The organism is Mycobacterium sp. IDUB_17 (assembly GCF_055419465.1).
In genome coordinates this window covers 758,595-779,935 of sequence record NZ_JBVAXS010000002.1, presented here as the reverse complement: position 1 = coordinate 779,935, position 21,341 = coordinate 758,595, and the positions used below count along the sequence as shown (strand labels likewise).

Annotated in this window: 27 protein-coding genes; 11 read left to right on the top strand and 16 right to left on the bottom strand. The window is 65.6% G+C overall.

The genetic code is table 11. The features are described from left to right. The first annotated feature begins 16 nt into the window (after positions 1 to 16). The 5 genes from ACZYZ7_RS10915 to ACZYZ7_RS10895 are packed head-to-tail and all read left to right on the top strand — an operon-like array spanning position 17 to position 3,589. Positions 17 to 523, top strand: coding sequence for a DUF2505 domain-containing protein (locus ACZYZ7_RS10915; protein WP_450071991.1), 507 nt, complete (start codon positions 17 to 19; stop codon positions 521 to 523). A gap of 23 nt (positions 524 to 546) precedes the next feature. Next, complete coding sequence (locus tag ACZYZ7_RS10910; protein WP_450071992.1) at positions 547 to 1,059, top strand: DUF2505 domain-containing protein; 513 nt, start codon at positions 547 to 549, stop codon at positions 1,057 to 1,059. Then, positions 1,034 to 1,843: a methyltransferase domain-containing protein gene (locus ACZYZ7_RS10905; RefSeq protein WP_450072084.1), complete on the top strand. Its 810-nt coding sequence runs from the start codon at positions 1,034 to 1,036 to the stop codon at positions 1,841 to 1,843. The genes ACZYZ7_RS10910 and ACZYZ7_RS10905 overlap by 26 nt, the downstream gene beginning before the upstream one ends. 28 nt (positions 1,844 to 1,871) lie before the next feature. Continuing rightward, complete coding sequence (locus tag ACZYZ7_RS10900) at positions 1,872 to 2,687, top strand: carbon-nitrogen hydrolase family protein (protein WP_450071993.1); 816 nt, start codon at positions 1,872 to 1,874, stop codon at positions 2,685 to 2,687. Further along, a complete protein-coding gene (locus tag ACZYZ7_RS10895; protein WP_463740899.1) occupies positions 2,684 to 3,589 on the top strand; it encodes an LmeA family phospholipid-binding protein in 906 nt (301 codons plus the stop codon). Before ACZYZ7_RS10900 ends, ACZYZ7_RS10895 begins: the two co-directional genes overlap by 4 nt. A 15-nt stretch (positions 3,590 to 3,604) precedes the next feature. Here the strand turns inward: ACZYZ7_RS10895 and deoC are convergent, their stop codons facing one another. The 6 genes from deoC to ACZYZ7_RS10865 form a co-directional block, all read right to left on the bottom strand. Then, the gene (deoC, locus tag ACZYZ7_RS10890) at positions 3,605 to 4,285 is read right to left on the bottom strand and encodes a deoxyribose-phosphate aldolase (RefSeq protein ID WP_450071995.1); all 681 of its coding nucleotides are present in this window, start codon (positions 4,283 to 4,285) and stop codon (positions 3,605 to 3,607) included. Further along, a complete protein-coding gene (locus tag ACZYZ7_RS10885) occupies positions 4,285 to 4,704 on the bottom strand; it encodes a DUF2599 domain-containing protein (RefSeq protein WP_450071996.1) in 420 nt (139 codons plus the stop codon). The genes deoC and ACZYZ7_RS10885 overlap by 1 nt, the downstream gene beginning before the upstream one ends. A 4-nt stretch (positions 4,705 to 4,708) precedes the next feature. After that, positions 4,709 to 4,993 (bottom strand): DUF2516 family protein, encoded by a 285-nt coding sequence (locus ACZYZ7_RS10880; protein WP_135458507.1) that lies wholly within the window; start codon positions 4,991 to 4,993, stop codon positions 4,709 to 4,711. A gap of 58 nt (positions 4,994 to 5,051) precedes the next feature. Continuing rightward, positions 5,052 to 5,705 carry a heparin-binding hemagglutinin gene (locus tag ACZYZ7_RS10875; protein WP_135458509.1) on the bottom strand — a complete coding sequence of 218 codons (654 nt, stop codon included), beginning with the start codon at positions 5,703 to 5,705 and terminating at the stop codon, positions 5,052 to 5,054. Between the two features lie 61 nt (positions 5,706 to 5,766). Further along, on the bottom strand, positions 5,767 to 6,162 hold the full coding sequence (locus tag ACZYZ7_RS10870; protein ID WP_036442056.1) for a helix-turn-helix domain-containing protein: 396 nt from the start codon (positions 6,160 to 6,162) through the stop codon (positions 5,767 to 5,769). 89 nt (positions 6,163 to 6,251) lie between these two features. Continuing rightward, positions 6,252 to 7,580, bottom strand: coding sequence for a DUF445 domain-containing protein (locus ACZYZ7_RS10865; RefSeq protein WP_450071997.1), 1,329 nt, complete (start codon positions 7,578 to 7,580; stop codon positions 6,252 to 6,254). A gap of 106 nt (positions 7,581 to 7,686) precedes the next feature. Between ACZYZ7_RS10865 and ACZYZ7_RS10860 the strand changes: the two genes are divergently transcribed. Both ACZYZ7_RS10860 and ACZYZ7_RS10855 read left to right on the top strand, forming a co-directional pair. Beyond that, positions 7,687 to 8,391 (top strand): TetR/AcrR family transcriptional regulator, encoded by a 705-nt coding sequence (locus tag ACZYZ7_RS10860; RefSeq protein ID WP_135458513.1) that lies wholly within the window; start codon positions 7,687 to 7,689, stop codon positions 8,389 to 8,391. A gap of 4 nt (positions 8,392 to 8,395) precedes the next feature. After that, entirely contained in the window at positions 8,396 to 9,262 is an 867-nt protein-coding gene (locus tag ACZYZ7_RS10855) for a polyphosphate kinase 2 family protein (protein ID WP_450071998.1), read from the top strand. A gap of 128 nt (positions 9,263 to 9,390) precedes the next feature. Here ACZYZ7_RS10855 and ACZYZ7_RS10850 read toward each other — a convergent pair whose 3' ends face one another. The 4 genes from ACZYZ7_RS10850 to ACZYZ7_RS10835 form a co-directional block, all read right to left on the bottom strand. Next, positions 9,391 to 10,266, bottom strand: coding sequence for a cyclopropane mycolic acid synthase family methyltransferase (locus tag ACZYZ7_RS10850; RefSeq protein ID WP_135458517.1), 876 nt, complete (start codon positions 10,264 to 10,266; stop codon positions 9,391 to 9,393). 151 nt (positions 10,267 to 10,417) lie between these two features. Then, positions 10,418 to 11,278: a 3-hydroxybutyryl-CoA dehydrogenase gene (locus ACZYZ7_RS10845; protein WP_450071999.1), complete on the bottom strand. Its 861-nt coding sequence runs from the start codon at positions 11,276 to 11,278 to the stop codon at positions 10,418 to 10,420. A 152-nt stretch (positions 11,279 to 11,430) separates the two neighbouring features. Continuing rightward, positions 11,431 to 12,717, bottom strand: coding sequence for an isocitrate lyase (gene aceA / locus ACZYZ7_RS10840; protein ID WP_039314369.1), 1,287 nt, complete (start codon positions 12,715 to 12,717; stop codon positions 11,431 to 11,433). Between the two features lie 278 nt (positions 12,718 to 12,995). Beyond that, a complete protein-coding gene (locus ACZYZ7_RS10835) occupies positions 12,996 to 13,817 on the bottom strand; it encodes an acyl-[acyl-carrier-protein] thioesterase (protein WP_135460289.1) in 822 nt (273 codons plus the stop codon). Positions 13,818 to 13,935: 118 nt separating this feature from the next. Here ACZYZ7_RS10835 and ramB point away from each other — a divergent pair, with 118 nt between their 5' ends. From ramB to ACZYZ7_RS10815, 4 genes are read left to right on the top strand one after another with little or no spacing between them, the layout of a single operon-like run. Next, positions 13,936 to 15,351, top strand: coding sequence for an acetate metabolism transcriptional regulator RamB (gene ramB / locus ACZYZ7_RS10830; RefSeq protein WP_135458521.1), 1,416 nt, complete (start codon positions 13,936 to 13,938; stop codon positions 15,349 to 15,351). Positions 15,352 to 15,397: 46 nt separating this feature from the next. After that, the gene (locus ACZYZ7_RS10825; RefSeq protein ID WP_450072000.1) at positions 15,398 to 15,616 is read left to right on the top strand and encodes a hypothetical protein; all 219 of its coding nucleotides are present in this window, start codon (positions 15,398 to 15,400) and stop codon (positions 15,614 to 15,616) included. A gap of 28 nt (positions 15,617 to 15,644) precedes the next feature. Next, complete coding sequence (locus tag ACZYZ7_RS10820; protein ID WP_463740898.1) at positions 15,645 to 16,196, top strand: hypothetical protein; 552 nt, start codon at positions 15,645 to 15,647, stop codon at positions 16,194 to 16,196. Between the two features lie 29 nt (positions 16,197 to 16,225). Next, on the top strand, positions 16,226 to 16,777 hold the full coding sequence (locus ACZYZ7_RS10815; protein WP_450072002.1) for a carboxymuconolactone decarboxylase family protein: 552 nt from the start codon (positions 16,226 to 16,228) through the stop codon (positions 16,775 to 16,777). 81 nt (positions 16,778 to 16,858) lie between these two features. Here the strand turns inward: ACZYZ7_RS10815 and ACZYZ7_RS10810 are convergent, their stop codons facing one another. From ACZYZ7_RS10810 to ACZYZ7_RS10785, 6 genes are all read right to left on the bottom strand, one after another. After that, on the bottom strand, positions 16,859 to 18,208 hold the full coding sequence (locus ACZYZ7_RS10810; protein WP_450072003.1) for an MFS transporter: 1,350 nt from the start codon (positions 18,206 to 18,208) through the stop codon (positions 16,859 to 16,861). 133 nt (positions 18,209 to 18,341) lie between these two features. Next, a complete protein-coding gene (locus ACZYZ7_RS10805; RefSeq protein ID WP_135458530.1) occupies positions 18,342 to 18,611 on the bottom strand; it encodes a flagellar basal body-associated FliL family protein in 270 nt (89 codons plus the stop codon). After that, a complete protein-coding gene (gene lpdA / locus ACZYZ7_RS10800) occupies positions 18,608 to 20,002 on the bottom strand; it encodes a dihydrolipoyl dehydrogenase (protein ID WP_450072004.1) in 1,395 nt (464 codons plus the stop codon). The genes ACZYZ7_RS10805 and lpdA overlap by 4 nt, the downstream gene beginning before the upstream one ends. A 30-nt stretch (positions 20,003 to 20,032) precedes the next feature. Then, positions 20,033 to 20,527, bottom strand: a complete 495-nt coding sequence (locus tag ACZYZ7_RS10795) for a hypothetical protein (RefSeq protein WP_450072005.1) — start codon at positions 20,525 to 20,527, stop codon at positions 20,033 to 20,035. Continuing rightward, positions 20,520 to 20,798, bottom strand: a complete 279-nt coding sequence (locus tag ACZYZ7_RS10790) for a putative holin (RefSeq protein ID WP_450072006.1) — start codon at positions 20,796 to 20,798, stop codon at positions 20,520 to 20,522. Before ACZYZ7_RS10790 ends, ACZYZ7_RS10795 begins: the two co-directional genes overlap by 8 nt. Before the next feature lie 34 nt (positions 20,799 to 20,832). Continuing rightward, positions 20,833 to 21,327 carry a DUF779 domain-containing protein gene (locus ACZYZ7_RS10785; RefSeq protein ID WP_135458534.1) on the bottom strand — a complete coding sequence of 165 codons (495 nt, stop codon included), beginning with the start codon at positions 21,325 to 21,327 and terminating at the stop codon, positions 20,833 to 20,835. Between the last annotated feature and the right edge of the window lie 14 nt (positions 21,328 to 21,341).

Below are 21,341 nucleotides of genomic sequence, written 5' to 3'. Positions count from 1 at the left end.
GGTAGCCTGACCAGCTATGCCGCGATCATTCGACATGGCCACCGACTACAAAGGCAGCGTCGAACAGGTCCACCGGGCATTCGCGGACGAACGGTACTGGCTGGCGCGGCTCGCCGATTCGGGGGCCGACAAAACCACGCTGGACGCCCTGACGGTGACCGACGACGGCGGTATCGAGGCGGTCACCACACAGATCCTGCGCGCAGACCGCCTGCCCGGGCTGGTGTCGCAGTTTCACCGCGGCGATCTGAGAATCCGGCGTGAGGAGCACTGGCAGCCGATCCGTGACGGCGCGGCCCAGGGCACCGTCCAAGGCTCCGTCGCCGGCGCCCCGGTATCCCTGTCCGGAACCGCGACTCTCGCCACCACCGACGGCGGGTCCCGGTTGTCGGTGCGCATCACGGTCGAGGTGAGGGTGCCGCTGGTCGGCGGGAAGATCGAGAGCTTCATCGGCAGGCAGCTGGTCGAGCTGCTGACCGCCGAGCAACGCTTCACCTCGGTGTGGATCACCGATCACTCCTGAGGGCACCGGTACCGTCGTTATCCGTGAGCAGGCGCCTGGAGTACACGCTGGCGTTCGACGCCCCCGCCGAGACGGTCTATGCCGCGTACGCGAGCGACGAGTACTGGCAGTCCCTGATGGACCGATATGACGACCTCACGCCGGGGAAGTCCGACATCACGGAATTCCGGTCCGACGAGCACGGGATCGAGGTCGAGTTCCGCCAGGTGCTGCCGCGCGCGGAGCTGCCCGCGATCCTGCGGACGGTGATACCGCTCGACATGGCCATCACCCGCAGGCAGTTTTTCGGCCCCTTCGACCAGCATGGTGTGAACGGCCACTACGCGGCGTCGGTCTCCCACGCGCCGGGCCGGCTCGACGGCCGCTATGCGCTCACCGGGGCCTCCACGGGTAGCCGGCTGCAGGTCGACAGCACGTGCAAGGTGTCGATGCCCCTGATCGGGGGCAAGCTCGAAGACCTGGTGCTGCAATCCGTCAACGAAGTGTTCGGCATCGAGGGGGCGTTCACCGCTGACTGGATCTCCGAGCACGTCTAAGCCTGTTGGCGCGGTCACCCGGGGCACCACCGGGTACAACCGGCTGCGCCGTAGCGACCGCTGGTTGGTGCACTCGCCGCGGGTGCGCACCGTGTTGCGGGCCGCTGCCGATCCGCTGGTGGTCGACCTCGGGTATGGCGCTCTACCGGTGACCACTCTCGAATTGGCGGCGCGCCTGCAGGCAGTCCGAACGGACGTCCGGGTCGTCGGCCTGGAGATCCACCCTGAGCGGGTGGCCACCGCGCGGGCGGTGGCCGGCGGCACCGATGTGCGGTTCGCGCTCGGCGGGTTCGAGTTGGCCGGGCTGCGCCCGGTGCTGGTGCGGGCCTTCAACGTGTTGCGCCAGTACCCGGTCGAGGCGGTGCCGGAGGCCTGGGCCACGATGTCGCGCCGGCTCGCGCCCGGTGGGCTGATCGTCGACGGAACCTGCGACGAGCTGGGCCGCCGATGCTGCTGGGTGCTGCTGGACCAGGGCGGGCCGGTGAGCCTGACCCTGGCCTGCGATCCCTTCGGCATCGAGCGCCCCTCGGATCTGGCCGAGCGGCTGCCCAAAGTGCTGATCCATCACAACGTCGAAGGCCAGCCGATCCACACGCTGCTCGGCGCTGCCGACCGGGCCTGGGCCAGCGCGGCCGGGCACGGCGTGTTCGGGCCGCGGGTGCGATGGCGGGCCATGGTGGAGCTGTTGCGTGCGGAGGGTTACCAGGTCGCGCCGCCGCGGCGCCGGCTGCGTGACGGCGTGCTGACGGTCCCCTGGTCTTCCGTGGCGCCGGCCACGCATTGAACACCGTGGCGCCACTAGGCTGAGGCGCATGCGAATTGCCCTGGCGCAGATCGCCACCGGCACCGACCCGTCGTCGAATCTGACGTTGGTCGATGAGTTCACCCGGCGCGCTGCAGATGCCGGCGCTCGGTTGGTGTTGTTCCCCGAGGCCACGATGTGCCGGTTCGGCGTGCCGCTGTCCCCGGTCGCCGAGGGCCTGGACGGGCCGTGGGCGACGGGGGTGCGCGAGATCGCCGCACGGGCCGGAGTGGTCGTGGTGGCCGGGATGTTCGTCCCCGGCGACGACGGACGGGTCACCAACACCCTGATCGCGACGGGCCCCGGCGTCGACGCGCACTACCACAAGATCCATCTCTACGACGCCTTCGGATTCACCGAATCACGCACTGTCGCACCGGGTTTCGATCCGGTGACGATCACTGTCGACGGAGTCACGGTCGGCCTGACCACCTGTTACGACGTCCGGTTCCCGGAGCTCTACGTGGAGCTGGCCCGTCGCGGCGCCCGGCTGATCACCGTGCATGCCTCGTGGGGATCCGGGCCCGGCAAGCTCGAGCAGTGGACCCTGCTGGCCCGGGCCCGCGCACTGGACACCACCGGCTTCATCGCCGCGGTGGACCAGGCCTACCCGGGCGATGAGATCGCCGAGGTCGGACCGACAGGCGTCGGCGGCAGCGTGGTGACCTCCCCCACCGGCGAGGTGCTCGCTTCGGCCGGCGCGGACCCGCAGTTGCTGGTCTTCGACGTCGACCTCGAAGCCGCCAACCAGGTCCGGGACACCATCGCGGTGCTGCAGAACCGCTCACAGTTCGCTCAGTTGGGTAAGGCACAATCGCTGGGGTGACCGATCCCTGGGCTCGCCCAACCGACCAGTCCCCGTCAGCGCCTTCGGCGGAGCTGCCTCCGTCGCCCCCGGCGCCGGATCAGCCGGGTCAGCCGGGTCAGGTCGAACAACCGGCACCCGCCGCGCCCCAGCCGCAGGACCCCTCGGCACTGGCGAAGGTCAGGAAGCTGTTCTCGGATCCGCTGTCGGTGGTGCTGGTCTTCGTGATCGTGCTGGCCCTGGTCGCCGCCGGTGTGCTCGGCGGTGAGCTTTTCGCCCGCAGCCGCGCCGACAAGATCGTCGCCTCGATCGTGGAATGCATCGTGCAGGACGGCGCCAAGGCGTCGTTCGACCCGCTGCCGCCGTTCCTGCTGCAGCATGTGAGCGGCCACTACACCAACATCAACATCGAGACGGCCGGTAACCAGATCCGCGATGCCAAGGGCATGCAGGTGAAGCTGGGCATCGAAGACGTGCGGATCAAGGAAACGGCTGACGCCAGCGGCACCGTGGGCTCGCTGGTCGCCGACATCAACTGGAGCACCGACGGCATCCGTCAGACGGTGGCCGACTTGGTGCAGCTGCCGTTCATCGGCTCGGCCATCTCGGATGTGAAGACCAACCCGTCCAACGGGACGATCGAACTGAAGGGCCTGCTCGGCACCATCACCGCCAAGCCGACGGTGGTCAACAAGGGCATCTCATTGCAGATCGTCGATCTGAGCGCGATCGGCCTGTCCTGGCCGCGCGAGACCCTGCAGCCGATCCTGGACAAGTTCACCGCCCAGCTCACCGAGAACTACCCGATGGGGATCCACGCCGACAGCGTGCAGGTCACCGACGGCGGCGTGGTGGCCAAGTTCTCGACCACGAACGCCTCGATGCCCAAGGCCGCCGACGACCCCTGCTTCGACAAGCTGTAGCGAGTCCGCGCCGGGCTAACCGGTGAGGCCGTCGAGCACCGCCCGGGTGCCCGACAGGCCGAGCCGGGTGGCCCCGGCGTCGAGCATGGTCGTGGCCGCCTCGGCGGTGCGGATGCCGCCGCTGGCCTTGACCCCCACGCCGTCTCCCACCGCGCGCGCCATCAGTTCGACGGCGCGGGCGGAAGCGCCGCCGCTGGGGTGAAATCCGGTGGAGGTCTTGACGAAGTCGGCCCCGGCACCGACGGCGGCCCGGCACACGTCCTGTAGCAACGACTCGCCGGCGAATTCCAGCAGCGCCGCGGACTCGACGATGACCTTGAGCGTGGCGCCGGGGACGGCGGCGCGCACGGCAGCCACCTCGGCCGCGGTCGCGTCCAGGTCTCCGCTGAGCGCGATCCCGACGTCGATCACCATGTCGATCTCGGCGGCGCCTGCGGCCACGGCCAGCTGAGACTCACGGGCCTTGATCTCGGCCAGGTGTTTGCCCGACGGGAAGCCGGACACCGCAGCCACCACCAGACCCGACGGGGCGACCGCGGCCGCGGCGGACACCAGCGACGGTGACACGCACACCGAGAACACCTCGAGGTCGACGGCCTCGGCCACCAGTTTTTCGACGTCGGCCACGGTGGCCTCGGGCTTGAGCAGGGTGTGGTCGACCAGTGCCGCCACCTGGGCACGGGTGTAACTGCCCATCAGAACGGTTCCTCGCTGCCGCCGGGATTGCATCCGCTGGCCAGCATCACCTCGGGACTGACCTCGGGTCGCCACGGCTCCAGGTTCCAGCTGGTCTTGCCCGGCTCGGCAAGTTCGGCGAACGTCCAGTGGCACACGAACTGCTCACGCATTCCGGGCAGGTCGGCGTCCGGGGACAGGGCCAGTACCTCGGCCCAGGCCTGATCCGCCTGGGCCACGCTGCCGGGCTGGTGGGTCAGTGCGCGGGCAGCGTCGGTGGGATAGACGCGCAGGCTCGACATATCGCCCCACTTGGCCCATTCGACGTGGTCGACGTACACGTGGTCGACGCCTGGGTCGGCGGTCGCAGCGGGAGCCGAGGTCAGTGGTGCGCCCAGCGCGATGGCTGCCGCGCCGAGCGCGGCAAGAGGTGAGCGCATCGGGTCAGCGCGACTTTCCTTGGATCTCAAGCAGTTTTGGTCGCACGTCGACGAGGTAGACGCCGGTGGCGCAGGCGGAGATGACGGCGATGAAAACACCGCCGAGTAGCAGCGTCAGCACCACGCCGGCTCCCAGAATGGCGAGCCAAACCGGCTTGGTGAGCTTGCCGGTGGCCGTGTAGGCGTCCGGACGCTGCATTGCCGCATGTACGAAGGCGTAGACGCCCGCGACAACGACCAGATAACTGAGCGCTGTAAGGATGACGCCCGCAAGGTTGGCGAGTTGCACCTCACCAGCCTATGCGGGCGTCATCACTAGCGTCGACCGACAGGGGTCAACACCGGTTTTACTTCTGGGTGACTTTCTTGGCCGGAGCGGCCGTGGTCTTCTTGGCGGCCGGGGCGGCCTTCTTGGCCGGAGCGGCGGGGGCGGCCTTCTTGGCGGCCGGAGCAGCCTTCTTGGCGGGGGCGGCAGCCTTCGCGGCGGCGGTCTCGGTGGCCTTCTCGACCTTCTTCGGCAGCTCCACGCCGACCAGCTTGGCGGCGCGCTCGCCGACCGCGCGGGTCTGCGAGGCCACGGTGCCCAGCGCATCCTGGGTCAGCTCGGTGACCTGGTCGGTGTAGCCCTCGACGCGGCTGGCGGCTTCCTCGATGGCCGGCTGGTTGCGCAGGCGCTCCAGCGCCGCCTCGCCACGCTCGACCAGCTTGTTGTAGGTCGCGGTGGCCTGATCGGCGTAGCCCTCGGCGGCCTTGCGCAGCTCCTCGGAAGTGAACTTGTCGCGCAGCTCGTCGAACTGGGTCGGCAGGTCTTCCTGCAGCTTGGTCAGGCGGGCGCGGCCTTCCTCGACGCGGGCCTCGGCGTCGGTGCGCGCACCCTCGGCACGCTCGCGCAGGCTGGCGACGATCTCGTTGACCGTGGCCAGGGCCAGGTCAGCGGCGCCGACGGCGGCCAGCAGCGGGGCCTTGAGGTCTTCGATGGTGGGCTGAGTCTTCTCGGTCATGCGAATTCCTTTCTCAGGATGGCTTTTCGTGCGAGTGGTTATTCGGGCAGCTGGTGAGTTGTCAGTCAGTTGTCGGCTCCTCACCTGCATCGGCTTCGTTCTGCTGACGGAACGACGTGTAGATGTCGAGCAGCACCTGCTTCTGCCGTTCGGTGATCCCCACGTCGTTGACGATGGCGTCGCGGACCTCGCTGGGCTCGCTGGGCTCCAAGATCCCGGCACGCACATAGAGAACTTCCGCAGACACCCGCAGTGCCTTCGCGATCTGGTTGAGCACGTCGGCGGAGGGTTTCCGCAATCCCCGTTCGATCTGGCTCAGGTAGGGATTGCTGACGCCGGCCTTCTCGGCCAACTGCCGTACCGATACCTGTGCCGCCTCACGCTGGGCGCGGATGAAGCTCCCGATGTCCTGCGCAGCGTTGGAGACGACAGCCGCGAGATTTTCTTCTTGCGCCATGTCATTCCCCTCGTAGCCCGGGTATCCGTTAACGACGAAATTCACGCTACGACGGGGTGCTAACTTTTGCAAGCACTAGTTAGCGCAGGTCAGAAGAGTAGTTGAGCTACCGAATAGATGATCAGGCCCGCCAACGAACCCACCACGGTGCCGTTGATCCGGATGAACTGCAGGTCACGACCCACATGGAGCTCGATCCGGCGGCTCGCCTCGTCGGCATCCCAGCGCTCGATGGTCTCGGTGATGATTGCTGTGATCTCGGTCCCATACTCAGCGACCAGGTGTTTTGCGCCCCGGATGATCCAGCCGTCGACTTTGTCGCGTAGCTCGGCATCGTCGCGCAACGACTCGCCGATCCGCATCACCGAGTCGGCGATCCGGGTCCGCAACGCCGAAGACGGGTCATCCACCGACTCCAAGATGATCCGCTTGGCAGCCGCCCACGCGGTCTCGGCCGCCCGGGCCACCTCGTCGCGGCCCATGAGCTGTTCCTTGACGTTCTCGGCGCGCTGAATCGTCGCCTCGTCGTGCTGCAGGTCGTCGGCGAACTCGAACAGGAACCGGGTGGCCGAGCGCCGCAGCTCATGGTCGGGGTTACGGCGCACCTTGTCCGTGAAGTCCATCAGCTCCCGATGGATCCGGTCCCCGACCAGGTGGTCCACCCAACGGGGTGACCAGGTCGGCGAATCCCGCTCGATGACGCGCTCGATGACCTCACCGGAGTTCAGTGACCACTGGAACGCCCGGTCGCACAGCAACTGGATCAGCGCTTCCTGACGACCCTCCTGCAGCAGGGTCGACAGCACCCGGCCGATCGGCGGTCCCCATTTCGGTTCGGCGATGCGCTTGACGATCATCCGGTCCAGCACATGCTGAACGTCCTCGTCGCGCAGCATCTCCACCCCGACGCGCAGCACGGTCGACGCCTCGGCGGCCACCCGCTCGGCGTGGGATCGGTCGCTCAGCCACTTGCCGAACCGACCCGCCACCTGCGCGTCGTGCAACTTGTTCGCGATCACCTCGGGGGACATGAAGTTCTCCCGGACGAACGCGCCCAGACCCTCCCCCAGCTGGTCTTTCTTACGCTTGATGATGGCGGTGTGCGGGATCGGCAGCCCGAGGGGATGCTTGAACAGCGCCGTCACAGCGAACCAGTCGGCAAGCGCGCCGACCATGCCGGCCTCGGCCGCAGCCCGCACATACCCGACCCAACCGGCCGCCCCCCGCGACTGGGCCCAGGTGCACAACAGGAAGATCACTGTGGCGCCGACCAGGAAGCTCAGCGCAACGAGCTTCATCCTCCGCAAACCCCGTAGACGTTCGGCGTCGGCGGCGCTGTCCGCACCGACCAGCGTCTCGGCAAAACTTGGCCGCGTGCCCGCAAGCGCGCGGACTCCCGCGTCGGATCGATGTGCCACCTTTCCATCTTGCGCTATCGCCGCGACTGACGGTCTGACCCACAGGCCGGTATCCGCAGTTTCGCCGTAGTATCAAGTGGAACTAGGGAATGGGACTACTGCGACAGTGGCACAGCAGACTCCGCCGGTGACGGTGAAGACCGATGGACGCAAGCGGCGCTGGCACCAGCACAAGGTGGAGCGGCGCAATGAGTTGGTAGACGGCACCCTCGAAGCGATCCGACGCCGGGGCAGCAACGTCAGCATGGATGAGATCGCTGCCGAGATCGGCGTGTCCAAGACTGTGCTCTACCGCTACTTCGTCGACAAGAACGATCTCACCACCGCAGTGATGATGCGGTTCGCCCAGACCACCCTGATCCCGAACATGGCGGCAGCCCTGTCCTCGAACCTCGACGGTTTCGACCTGACCCGCGAGATCATCAAGGTGTACGTGGAAACCGTTGCCGCCGAACCAGAACCGTATCGCTTCGTGATGGCGAACAACTCGGCCAGCAAGAGCAAGGCGGTCGCCGATTCCGAGCAGATCATCGCGCGCATGCTCGGCGTCATGCTGCGCCGCCGGATGGCCCAGGCCGGTATGGATACCCGCGGCGCAGAGGCGTGGGCGTTCCACACCGTCGGCGGCGTGCAGCTGGCCACCCACTCGTGGATGTCGAACCCGCGGATGACCGCCGACGAGCTGATCGACTACCTGACCATGCTGGAGTGGAACGCGCTGTGCGGCATCGTGGAAGTCGGCGGCTCGCTGGAAAAGTTCAACTCACTGCCGCACCCGTCACCGGTTTTGCCGCCACAACTGCTTGACTGATCGGGTGAGCGACAGAGATCTGCCTGCCCTGTGGACCCACGAACCACATGACCAGCTGGCTTTCCGCCCGGGCGACGAGGTCGCGCGAATCGACACCGACAGCACGCCGGGATTCCGCGGGAACAAGAGCGACGCACCCACCCTGCAGACCGAGCGCAATCTGCGACTCGCCTCGCTACAGGAAATGCTCTACGCCCGCAGCAAGAGTGGCGACGACAACCGCTCGGTGCTGCTGATCCTGCAGGGCATGGACACCGCAGGCAAGGGCGGCATCGTCAAACATGTTGTGGGAGCAGCGAACCCACAGGGCATCCGGTACACCAGCTTCGGCAAGCCGACCGAGGAGGAGCGCGCCCACCACTACCTGTGGCGGATCCGCAATGCGCTACCACCGGCCGGACATATCGGGGTGTTCGACCGCTCGCACTACGAGGACGTGTTGATCGTCCGTGTGCACAACCTGGTGCCGCCGGACGTCTGGGGCGCCCGCTACGACGAGATCAACGCCTTCGAACGCGAGCTGGTCGATGCCGGCACCACGCTGGTGAAGGTGGCCATGTTCGTCTCGCTCGCCGAGCAGAAGGCGCGGTTGTCCGAACGGCTGGACCGCCCCGAGAAGTACTGGAAGTACAACCCGGCTGACATCGACGAGCGGCTGCTGTGGCCCAAGTACCAGGAGGCCTACCAGGCAATGCTGGAGAAGACGTCGACCGATTACGCGCCCTGGCACATCGTGCCGTGCGACAAGAAGTGGTACAGCCGGCTCGCGATCACCGAGCTGCTGATCGAGGCCCTCAAAGGCCTCAACATGTCCTGGCCACCGCCGGACTTCGACGTCGAGGCCGAGAAGAAGCGGCTGGCTTCCGCCTGAGTTTCTCGCGCCGAGACTGCACTCACGGACAAGATCCGCGCGGATTCTGTCCCTGAGTACAGTTTCGGCACACAGGGCACAAACAAAAGCAGCCCCCGACGGTGTCGGAGGCTGCTTTTGGAAAGTAACTACTTGACCAGCGTGAACTGGCCGATGTTGGTGATGCCGCGACGGAAGAAGTCGGCGCAACCGGTCAGGTACTTCATGAACCGGTCGTACACTTCCTGACCCTGCAGGGCGATGGCCTCGTCCTTCTTGGCCTCCAGGTTGGCCGCCCACATGTCCAGCGTGCGCGCGTAATGCGGACGCAGCAGGTGGATGCGCTCCAGCTTGAAACCCGAGCCGTCGGCGAGCTTCTCGATGTCCTCGACCGCAGGCAGCTGCCCACCGGGGAAGATCTCCTCACCGATGAACTTCATGAACTTCAGGTCGCTGATCGTCAGCTTGATGTTGTTCTCACGGAAGAACTGCTGGGTGTGCGCCAGGATGGTGTGCAGCAGCATGCGGCCGCCGTTCTCCGGCAGGATGCTGTAGGCCCGCTCGAAGAAGATCGGGTAGCGCTCCTGCTTGAACGCCTCGAATGCACCGATCGAGACGATGCGGTCGACGGGCTCGTTGAACTCTTCCCAGCCCTGCAACCGGATCTCGACGTTCCGGTTGGTGTCGATCTTGGCCAGCCGCTTGCGGGCATAGTCCGACTGTTCCTTGCTCAGCGTGATCCCGATGACGTTGACGTCGTGGTTGATCAGCGCACGCTCCAGGCAGCCACCCCAGCCGCAGCCGATGTCCAGCAGCGTCATACCCGGCTTGAGGTCGAGCTTGCCCAGCGCCAGATCGAACTTGGCGTTCTGCGACTCCTCGAGGTTCATGTCCTCGCGCTCGTAGTAACCGCAGGTGTAGCCCATGGTCGGTCCGAGGAACAGCGCATAGAACTCATTCGAGATGTCGTAGATCGACTGCGACTCCTCGTAGTACGGAGCAAGATCGGACTCGACGTTAGACATACGAAAAATTACCTCTTTGCGTTTCTGCTGCTGACGACCGTTGGTTTGGGGCCGACACGTGTTCTTACATGCAGACTCTATAGAGCGAGCCGGCAGGCCCTCCTGTGGGTAGACTAGCTAAGCCTTGGCCATAGTGCCAGCTCGGCCCTACTCAGTACTTGTAGAAGCCCTGGCCCGATTTTTTGCCCAGCTGACCCGCCTCGACCATACGCAGCAGAAGCGGCGGCGCGGCGTACAAAGGCTCTTTGAACTCGTCAAACATCTTGTCAGCGATGAGCTTTAGGGTGTCCAGACCGACCAGATCGGACAGCCGCAGCGGCCCCATCGGATGGGACAACCCCGCCACCACTGCCTTGTCGACATCGTCAATTGTGGCAAAGCCGCCCTCGACCATTCTGACGGCTGCCAAGAGGTACGGAACCAGCAACGCGTTGACCACGAAACCCGACCGGTCAGAACAACGCACAACCTGTTTTCCGAGCACCGTGCTGGCGAATTCCTCGACGCGCGCCGCGGCGGCATCTGCGGTCACCAGAGTGCTGACCAGTTCGACCAACGGCAACACCGGAACGGGGTTGAAAAAGTGCAGGCCCAGCACCCTGGAAGGATTCTGTGTAGCTGCTGCGATTTTCATGATCGGAATGCTGGAGGTGTTGGAGGCCAGTACCGCGTCAGGGTCGGTGATCACGCGATCCAGGTCTGCGAAGATCTTCGCCTTGACGTTCTCGTCCTCGATCACAGCCTCGATGACCAGCTGACGATCGGCCAGATCGTCGATCGTGGTGGTGAACGCCAGCTTGCCCAGCGCGGCGTCCTTCTCCCGCTCCGTGACCTTGCCCGCGCTGACCGCACGCTCGAGTGATTTGGTGATCCGGTTGCGGCCCGCGGTGACCAGTGCGTCGGTGGTCTCGAACACCAGCACGTCGACGCCGGCACGCGCGGACACCTCGGCGATACCTGCGCCCATCTGGCCGGCACCGATCACACCTACACGTTCAATTTGATTGCTCACGACTTCTCTTTCTATACGCAGAACAGGCCCCGCCCAAAAATTCTGAGCGGGGCCTGCTGCTGTCGAGAACTACTGCGCGCGAGAGTGGGTGCTGTGCACGAAACTGTGTCGGAATACGCACACAGCACCCACGCTCGGCAGCTCAGCAGCTGCTAGTGGAACTGACCCTCTTCGGTGGAACCGGCCAGCGCGGTGGTCGAGCTGTTCGGGTCCACGGTGGTGGCGATCCGGTCGAAGTAGCCGGCGCCGACCTCGCGCTGGTGCTTGGTGGCGGTGTAACCGCGCTCCTCGGCGGCGAACTCGCGCTCCTGCAGCTCGACGTAGGCCTTCATCTGCTCGCGGGCGTACCCGTGGGCCAGGTCGAACATCGAGTAGTTGAGGGCGTGGAAGCCGGCCAGCGTGATGAACTGGAACTTGAAGCCCATCGCGCCCAGCTCGCGCTGGAACTTGGCGATGGTGTCGTCGTCCAGGTGCTGCTTCCAGTTGAACGACGGCGAGCAGTTGTAGGACAGCATCTGGTCCGGGAACTCGCTCTTGACGCCCTCGGCGAACTTCTTGGCCAGCTCCAGGTCCGGGGTGCCGGTCTCCATCCAGATCAGGTCGGCGTACGGCGCGTAGGCCTTGGCGCGGGCGATGCACGGCTCCAGGCCGTTCTGCACCCGGTAGAAGCCCTCGTTGGTGCGCTCACCGGTGATGAACGGGCGGTCGCGCTCGTCCACATCGGAGGTGATCAGGGTGGCGGCCTCGGCGTCGGTGCGGGCGATGACCAGGGTCGGGACGTCGGCGACGTCGGCGGCCAGGCGGGCCGAGGTCAGGGTGCGGATGTGCTGCTGGGTGGGGATCAGCACCTTGCCACCGAGGTGGCCGCACTTCTTCTCCGAGGCCAGCTGGTCTTCCCAGTGCGAACCGGCGACACCGGCGGCGATCATGGCCTTCTGGAGCTCGTAGACGTTGAGCGCACCACCGAAGCCGGCCTCACCGTCGGCGACGATCGGGGCGAGCCAGTTCTCGACCGAGGTGTCGCCCTCGACCTTGGCGATCTGGTCGGCGCGCATCAGCGCGTTGTTGATGCGGCGGACGACCTGCGGCACCGAGTTGGCCGGGTAGAGGCTCTGGTCGGGGTAGGTGTGGCCGGACAGGTTGGCGTCACCGGCGACCTGCCACCCGGACAGGTAGATGGCCTTGAGGCCGGCGCGGACCTGCTGCACGGCCTGATTACCGGTCAGCGCGCCCAGCGCGTTGACGAAGTCCATGTCGTGGAGCTGCTCCCAGAGCACCTCGGCGCCGCGGCGGGCCAGGGTGTTCTCCTCGACGACGGAACCCTGCAGGGCAACCACGTCGGCCGGGGTGTAGGTACGGGTGATGCCCTTCCAGCGGGGGTTGTGATCCCAATCGTGCTGGATCTGCTCCGGTGACTTGGGGGTGCCCACGGTCGACATAGGACTGCTCCTTCGGGTTGTTTCAGTCGCCTTGTTCCACCGCCGCGTCGTTCGCCTTGTTAATTGCTAACGCCGTGACAGCTTCACTGTTGTGCTAACCCGACGATGGCACAGCCCATATCCGCAGGTCCACCCGTTTCAGTTGCCAAGTTTCGCCAAAGCGCTTAGTTAACTTGCAAAGGTTGCGAAGAAATATGATGGCTGTACCGGTTCAGAAGCTACCGACGAGTAGCGCAAAGGCGCAGGTCAGTACGCTCGTACTGTTAAACCGAGTGGGGTCAGAGCGAGAACAGTGATGCGATCGCTTTTGTCTCGTCGCCGACGGCATATGTGAGCGTTCTAACAGTGCGATCCGAGAGCTCTTCACCGAATTTGTCGGTCGATCCGGCCGGGTGAACGTGCGACAGGATCTCGAGCTTCTCGCCGAGGGCCACCGCGGCGTCGTGCTCGATGGTCACCCGCAGCGGCTTCTCCAGCAGCTCGGGGTGCGAGTACAGGTAGTCCTCGACCACCGTCCAGTAGACCGAGTTGTTCATGTGGTCGAACAGGTCGATGTCGGACACCCGCACCGGGTACTCGCGGATCTCGGCCGCGTCCTCACGACTTCCGGCCTTCAGGTAGGACTTCCAGCGCAGACGGGACTCGTCGGTGGTGCGGCGCAGGCCGGACAGGAAGTCGTCGGAGATCCGGGAGGGCCCCTGGGTGTCGCGGTTGATGTGGATCCAGAACGCCTCGGACTCCATGAGGCCGCCGCGCCTTCCATCTATGCGCACCCGCATCTCGCACCACCGGTTGGACGTGCCCGAACACCACCGCCGCATCCGCAGGATGTCACTGCCCTCGATGGGCCGGATCAGATCGATCATCGTGCGCCGCACGATCCACGCGGGGTGGACGTCTTCGTATCCCATCTCCCGCAGCTGGTCCTGGCCGACGTCCTGAATGTGCCGGCACGCGCCGTCGAACCGCAGTCGGCCGGTGCGATCGACATCGGCCATCCGCAGCGGCCATTCCAGGTCGAAGACATCGGGATGGGGATCGGGCACCGGCATCATCACCTTGTTCAGCCCGGTGGTCGAATTCTGCGCGGTTCCCGTCATGGTCATCTCCAGTCGCTGTCGTCTGAGCCGATCATGCCAGGCAGCCCGATACTGCCAGTAGTGACCAAACTGCCAAGAATGCAAAGACCGCCTTCACACCCTTGTTAGGCTATTTGACGTGGCAAAAACGTTCGTCGGGTCGCGGGTGCGTCAACTGCGGAGCGAGCGTGGGTTCAGCCAGGCGGCGCTGGCCCAGATGCTGGAGATCTCCCCCAGTTATCTCAACCAGATCGAGCACGACGTGCGGCCGCTGACCGTGGCCGTGCTGCTGCGCATCACCGAGGTATTCGGGGTGGACGCGACGTTCTTCGCCTCCCACGACGACACCCGCCTGGTCGCCGAGATGCGCGAGGTGACGATGGACCGCGACCTCGGCGCCGAGATGGACGTCGCCGAAGTCGCCGACATGGTCGCGGCATATCCGAATTTCGCCCGCGCGATGGTCAACCTGCACCGTCGATACCGGCTCACCACCACGCAATTGGCGGCCGCCACCGAGGACCGGTATTCCGACGGCAGCGGCAGCGGTTCGATCACCATGCCGCACGAGGAAGTGCGCGACTACTTCTACCAACGGCAGAACTATCTACACGAACTCGATACCGCCGCGGAGGATCTGACCTCGAAGATCCGCATGCACCGTGGTGACCTTGCCGGTGAGCTGGCCAACCGGATGACCACGGTGCACGGCGTCCGGATCGTTCGGCGCATCGACCTGGGCGACACCGTGCTGCACCGCTACGACCCGGCTACCAAGACCCTGGAGATGGGCAACCACCTCTCTAGCGGCCAGCAGGTGTTCAAGATGGCGGCCGAACTTGCCTTCCTCGAGTTCGGCGAGCTCATCGACAAGATGGTCGACGAGGGCATGTTCACCAGCGACGAATCCCGCACCCTGGCCCGGCTCGGGCTGGCCAACTACTTCGCCGCGGCCACGGTGCTCCCCTACCGCCAATTCCATGATGTGACCGAGAATTTCCGCTATGACGTGGAGCGGTTGTCGGCGTTCTACTCGGTGAGCTACGAGACCATCGCGCACCGGCTGTCCACCCTGCAGCGTCCGTCGATGCGCGGGGTGCCGTTCTCCTTCGTCCGGGTCGACCGCGCAGGCAACATGTCAAAGCGCCAGTCCGCCACCGGCTTTCACTTCTCATCCTCAGGCGGCACCTGCCCGCTGTGGAATGTCTACGAGACGTTCGGCAATCCGGGCAAGATCGGGGTGCAGATCGCCCAGATGCCCGACGGTCGCAACTACATGTGGGTGGCCCGCACCGTGGAGCGCCGCGCGTCGCGCTACGGGCAGCCCGGCAAGACCTTCGCCATCGGGCTGGGATGCGAACTGCGCCACGCGCATCGGCTGGTGTACTCCGAAGGACTGGACCTCTCCGGAGAGGTTGCCACACCTATCGGCTCGGGCTGCCGCGTGTGCGAACGCGACAACTGCCCGCAACGCGCGTTCCCCGCACTCGGCAAAGCGTTGGACCTCAACGAGCACCGCTCGACCGTGTCCCCGTATCTGGTGCGGCAGCCGTAGTTAATTGGCGCGCCGGGCGGCCCGGAGATGGCCATAAGCTTGGGAAATGACTGGGCCGCAGCTCGAGGTCGATACCGCTGAACTGACGGTGCTCGCCGGCCAGTTCAATGACCTCGGCACACAGATGCAGGATGCGGTCACCCCGATGGATCCGGGACCTGACTTCCAGCCGAGTTCCGCTGCGGTGACCGAGCTGGCGGCCAGCGCAGACTACGTGACGCGGGTCGCCGACCTGCACACTCACAGTCGGCGCAAACGCGAATGAAACGTTTCCCAACGTGTGGCCGGCTTCGGTGATCCGCACAATCGCGATGTTTTTCGCCGTGGCGGTATTGGTCGCCGCCTCAATCGCCGGCTGTACACGCCAAATATCGGGTACTGCACAAGCAGAACCGCAGCCACACGTCTTCCCAAACCTCGACGAATTCGTCTCCGCAAACCCGGAAAATTTCTACGTACCACTCCGCGGAGGGCCAAGCTATCAATTCACCACCTCGACTGGGGTTAGCTGTGAGATCAACTTCGGCGGACCTTGGTGCTCAGGAAACTTTTCGCCCGACCCCTATGAATCGACCGACAACGTCTGCTCGCATGCCGGGCGATCCAACCGTGAACACCCAGACCGCGAACACACGTACTCGATCAATCGGCTCGATGACAAATGTCAGTCTGAAGCGGGCCCGAAGGGCCGACTTCTCGAGGTTGGCCAGAAACTGGTCGCTGACTGGGGGCCCCAAGTGGGTGTATTCACCTGCGCCGTAGGCGAGAACGGCCTCGTCGCGTGCATCGACACCCGCCACAACCACGGCTTCGTCATCGAACCCACCGGCGCCTGGACCTTCTGAGCCGCACCACCTGTGCCAGACTCGGCGAGGTGAGTGCACTCGAGCCGGCCCGTATCGCACCCGGCGGATTCCGTGAGCTGGGCCCGGTCAACTGGGCCATCGCCAAGCTGGGCGCCAGGGCCATCCGGGCACCGAGGTTCACCCTGATGAACGTCCTGGGCCAGCACAAGCTGCTGTTCCTGGCCTGGCTGCCCTATTCCGGGGTGCTGTTGGGCCCGCTGGGCAAGTTGTCGCGTCAGGACGCCGAGTTGGTCATCCTCCGGGTGGGCCATCTGCGGGATTGCGAATACGAACTGCAGCAGCACCGCCGGTTGGCCCGCAGCCGCGGGGTGGACGCCGACACCCAGGCCCGCATCTTCGAGGGGCCCGACGCCGAGGGGCTGACCGACCGGCAGCGGGTGCTGGTCACCGCGACCGACGAGTTCGTCGTGACCCGGTCGATCTCGGCCGAAACCTGGGCCACACTCTCGGCGATCCTCACCAAGCAGCAGCTCATCGAATTCTGCATGCTGGCAGCCCAATACGATGGTCTGGCCGCCATGATGACGACGCTGCGGATCCCACTGGACTTCCCGGACTAGGCGGCGGCGGCATCCCAACGTCGATTTCTACACCTGGGTTGTGACGGCGGCCCATCGACAGCCCGGGTGTAGAAAACCGAGTCAGGCGGAACGTACCGCCTCCCGGTCTGACCCTGCCTTGACGTCCGCCGCGTCGCTCAACGAGCGGCCGGCCGTTTCCACACCCCACGCGACCGTGACGGCCAGCCCGACGAATGAGACGGCGGAGCCGGCCAGCAGCACCCAGTTGACTCCCTTGTCGAGGGCGAAGGGCATGAGGTAGACGGCCACCGCCGCACCGATCCGGCTGGCCGCAGTGCCGATGCCGACAGCCGTCGCGCGCACTTCCGTCGGGAACAACTCGTTGGGATAGACGATTTCGAGGAAGCTGGACGCCCCGGACAGCAACGCGAACGCGCACACGGCGGTGAAGACGATCATCACCGGCAGACCCGGGATCAGACCGGCGATGCCCCAGATGATTCCGATACCGGCGAAGGTGTAGATCAGCAGGGCCTTGCGGCCGATCCGGTCGACCAGGAACAGTCCCGGGATGCCGCCGACCGCGAACAGTGCGGCGAGGAACACCTCTCCACCGTTACCCGTGATGCCGACCTCGCCCAGGATGTCGAAGGAGAACGAGTAGATGGACAGCAGCGGAATCACCTGACACATCCAGAACAGGCTGACGAACAGCGTCCTCTTCAGGTACGGCGGCTTGAACACCGACGTGAAGGTCGCGCGTTCGGCGGTCGCCGGCTCGCCGAGATCCTCGACCCCGTAGTCGGGCCCGAAGACCTGCTTGATGGATCGGTCCGCTTCCTCGACGCGTCCCTTGCTGATCAGCCACCGCGGCGATTCCGGTGTCCCCAACCGCAGGAACAGGGTGACGAGCGCGAAGACGGCCGGGCTGGCCAGCATCCAGCGCCAGGCATTGTCGCCGGCGAAGTGGGTGCACACCATCGCCACGACGGGCGCAACGGTAGCGCCGACAGCCCACACGACGAACGTGGCGCCGAGCATGCGGCCGCGGTATTTGGCGGGCAGGTACTCCGCGAGCAGCGAGGTGGCGATCGGGTAGTCGGCGCCGATGGCCATGCCGATGAGGAACCTCAGCAAGATCAGCTGCCAGACCTCGGTGGCGAACATGCAGCCCACCGAAAAGACCGCCAGGGCAAGCAGATCCAGGATGTACATCATGTGGCGGCCGACCTTGTCGGTCACCCAGCCGAACAGGCCGCCGCCGACGAAGATGCCGACCAGGACCGCGGCGGCGATCAGTCCCTTGTCTGCCGTCGTGACGTTGAACGACGTGCTCATGGTCGCCCAGGTGAACCCGATGATCGCAATGGCATAGCCGTCGATGAACGGTCCACCCGACGAGTACAGCGTCAGTTTCTTGTGGAATGCCGTCAGGGGCGCGTCATCGATCAGTCCACTGCTAGATGCCATTGGGTTCCCTGTGCTGCCGATGTGGACGGGCCGCGGCCCGATCTGTTCACATCGACATTCGTCCAGGGTGTACCTGTCCTGTAGCGGAAAATCGCACGAAACGCACGCCCTGTTGTTGTGCGATCACACAAACCTACAGGTAGGTGACCCCGAGCAACACGAGCGAGAACAGCACCGGAGACACGGGCAACGTCCACAGGAACGCCGCCCATGTGTGGGACTTCTGCTGGTACTTACGCCAGCCGAAATATCCGCCCGCGGCGCCGCCGATGAGCGACAGGGCCGCGACCAGAAGCACCCAGATGTTCACCCGGGAGCCTTCGGTCGCCAACGTGATGGCAGCCAGCCACAGAATGTGGCCGACCACCAATCCGGCTATGCCGGCAACGATTTCGTTTCTCAAAAGTTGATCATGTGGCCGGTCAGCCCGTGGAAGCACTCCTGCAGCGCCTCCGACAGGGTCGGGTGGGTGTGCACGTTGCGGGCCAGCTCGTTGGCCGTCAGGTCCCACTTCTGCGCCAGTGTCAGCTCCGGCAACAGCTCGGACACGTCCGGCCCGATCAGGTGTCCACCGATCAGCTCGAGGTGCTTCTTGTCGGCGATCAGCTTCACGAAGCCGGTCGGATCGGCCAGGCCGTGCGCCTTACCGTTGGCGGTGAACGGGAACTTGGCGACGACGACGTCGTATCCCTCGGCCTTGGCCTGCTCCTCGGTGAGACCGAAGCTGGCCACCTGCGGCTGGCAGAATGTGGCGCGCGGCATCATCCGGTAGTCACCGAGCGCCAGAGTCTCTGCGCCGCCGATGGTTTCGGCTGCGACGACGCCCTGGGCCTCGGCCACGTGGGCCAGCTGCAACTTGCCGGTGACATCGCCGATCGAGTAGATGCCGGGAACGTTGGTGCGCATGTAATCGTCGATCGCGATGGCCCCGCGGTCGGTCAGCGCCACCCCGGCCGCCTCCAGGCCGAAGCCCTCGATATTGGGCGCGAACCCGATGGCCTGCAGCACCTTGTCGGCCTTGAGCTCTTCGGTGGTGCCGTCCTTGCTGACCGTCACCTTGACCGTCGACCCATCATCGGCGATGCCCTCGACCTTGGTGCCGGTCAGGATCTTGACGCCGAGCTTCTTGTACTGCTTCTCGATCTCCTTGGAGACCTCGGCGTCCTCGTTGGGTAGCGCGCGCGGCAGGAACTCGACGATGGTGACGTCGACGCCGTAGTTCTTCAGCACGTAGGCGAACTCCATGCCGATCGCGCCGGCGCCGGCGATGATGATCGAGCCCGGCAGGTCGCGCGACAGGATCTGGGTTTCGTAGGTGACCACGTTGTCGGACAGCGCGGTGCCCGGCACCAGGCGGGTCGATGATCCGGTGGCGATGATCGCGTTGTCGAAGGTGAGGTCCTCGGTACCGCCCTCGTTGAGCTTGACCGACATCGACTTGGGCCCGGTGAAGGTGCCGTAGCCGTGAACCTCGGTGATCTTGTTCTTCTTCATCAGGAAGTGCACGCCGGCGACGCGACCGTCGGCGACCTTGCGGCTGCGATCGAAGGCGGCACCGTAATCGAAGGTGGCCTCACCGCTGATGCCGAAGGTCTTGGCTTCCTTGTTGAAGATGTGCGCGAGTTCCGCGTTGCGCAGCAGCGCCTTGGACGGGATACACCCGACATTGAGGCACACGCCGCCCCAGTATTTGGGTTCGACAATTGCGGTGTTCAGCCCCAGTTGGGCGGCACGAATGGCCGCGACGTATCCACCGGGACCAGCTCCGAGAACGACGACGTCAAAGTGGGTCACGACCCCACCCTAGTGGGCCGTGCAATGGCCCTACCGGGCGATCCAGCCGAATACGTAGGCGCCGTAGAAAACCGCCGCCGCTGCCATCGCCGCCAGAGGCGCCGACATCAGGGCGATGGCCAGGGCCGATACCAGGGGTTTGCGCTGGGCCGTCGACGCCACCAGGGCCCCGACCGTGGTGACGACGATGTAGGCGAGCACGGCGAACACCGGCCAGGTCTTGTCGGCTGACTGGTACCAGTAGTAGTACAGACCGGCCCCCGCCGCTGCGGAGACGAACCACACCCCGGCCAGCCCGCCCACGAACGTCCACCATTTGACGGACAGGTAGATCCCTTCCACCACGATGGGCGGAGCCGGGGCGGGCAGCGGTGCCGAGGGCGCGTCGTCGAAGGCCGTCTCGTCCGGGGTCATGTCTTCCGCGGACGTCGTTTCGGGCGACAACTCCTCGTCGAGGACCTCGTTCTCCCCCGTGTCGAACAGCGGGGCGAAGTCCGCGGTGGAGGTGTCGACGTTTTCAGGCATGGGTTGCCACCTGGATGATCGCCAGGGCACCGAACCAGCCGGGCGCGATGGCCAGCACACATGCGCCGAGCGTCGTGACCCACCGCCGCCCCGAAACCAGGACCATCAGTATCCCCAGGACCCCGGGCACCCCGAGGGCGAGGGCGATCACCACATCAGGCCGGACGGCGACCGTGACCAGCAGTGTCGTGGCGATGCCTGCCAACAGCCCGACCGCTACGCCGACCAACATTGCGCTGGTCAGCAGCCACGCCCGTGGCAGCGGAATCACTCTTCGACGATAACGCCGCGACCACGCCGACCCGCTACATCTGCGCGGCGCGTCCCCCGGGGATCGGGCAGGCGTCGGCGGCTTCGTCGACGATGTGGCTGCCGGTGCCGGGCGGCCTGATTCCGTCTCCGTACTGCGCACCGGTCACCGGGGGTTGCTCGGCCAACAGGTCGTTCTCAGCGTCGGTGAAGGCCCGGCCGCGAGACAGGAACCGCATGCCTTCGGGCGCTTCCAGGCTGAAACCACCGCCGCGGCCGGGGACGACGTCGATCACCAGCTGGGTGTGCTTCCACGCCTCGAACTGTGGACCGGAGATCCACACCGGAACGCCGTCACCGACGTCGAGAACCGCCAGAAGGACGTCGCGATCACCGACGATGAACTCGCCGTCGGGGTAACACATCGGCGACGACCCGTCGCAGCAGCCGCCGGACTGGTGGAACATCAGCGACCCGTGGCGCTCCCGTAGCCGTGCCAGCAGTTCAGCGGCGGCCGCGGTGATCAGGGCCCGCGCCGGTGCCTGGCCCATCACGTCCTCGCTTC

What these genes read in the sequence shown, in the direction of transcription:
- ACZYZ7_RS10885 (WP_450071996.1), bottom strand. Translation starts at nt 4,704, where the DNA reads ATGCGCTCACCTCTTGCCGCGCTCGGCGCGGCAGCCATCGCGCTGGGC.
- ACZYZ7_RS10835 (WP_135460289.1), bottom strand. Translation starts at nt 13,817, where the DNA reads ATGACGGGAACCGCGCAGAATTCGACCACCGGGCTGAACAAGGTGATG.
- ACZYZ7_RS10875 (WP_135458509.1), bottom strand. Translation starts at nt 5,705, where the DNA reads ATGACCGAGAAGACTCAGCCCACCATCGAAGACCTCAAGGCCCCGCTG.
- ACZYZ7_RS10915 (WP_450071991.1), top strand. Translation starts at nt 17, where the DNA reads ATGCCGCGATCATTCGACATGGCCACCGACTACAAAGGCAGCGTCGAA.
- ACZYZ7_RS10795 (WP_450072005.1), bottom strand. Translation starts at nt 20,527, where the DNA reads ATGCCTGAAAACGTCGACACCTCCACCGCGGACTTCGCCCCGCTGTTC.
- ACZYZ7_RS10825 (WP_450072000.1), top strand. Translation starts at nt 15,398, where the DNA reads ATGACTGGGCCGCAGCTCGAGGTCGATACCGCTGAACTGACGGTGCTC.
- ACZYZ7_RS10900 (WP_450071993.1), top strand. Translation starts at nt 1,872, where the DNA reads ATGCGAATTGCCCTGGCGCAGATCGCCACCGGCACCGACCCGTCGTCG.
- aceA (WP_039314369.1), bottom strand. Translation starts at nt 12,717, where the DNA reads ATGTCGACCGTGGGCACCCCCAAGTCACCGGAGCAGATCCAGCACGAT.
- ACZYZ7_RS10870 (WP_036442056.1), bottom strand. Translation starts at nt 6,162, where the DNA reads ATGGCGCAAGAAGAAAATCTCGCGGCTGTCGTCTCCAACGCTGCGCAG.
- ACZYZ7_RS10850 (WP_135458517.1), bottom strand. Translation starts at nt 10,266, where the DNA reads ATGTCTAACGTCGAGTCCGATCTTGCTCCGTACTACGAGGAGTCGCAG.
- ACZYZ7_RS10810 (WP_450072003.1), bottom strand. Translation starts at nt 18,208, where the DNA reads ATGGCATCTAGCAGTGGACTGATCGATGACGCGCCCCTGACGGCATTC.
- ACZYZ7_RS10785 (WP_135458534.1), bottom strand. Translation starts at nt 21,327, where the DNA reads ATGGGCCAGGCACCGGCGCGGGCCCTGATCACCGCGGCCGCCGCTGAA.
- deoC (WP_450071995.1), bottom strand. Translation starts at nt 4,285, where the DNA reads ATGGGCAGTTACACCCGTGCCCAGGTGGCGGCACTGGTCGACCACACC.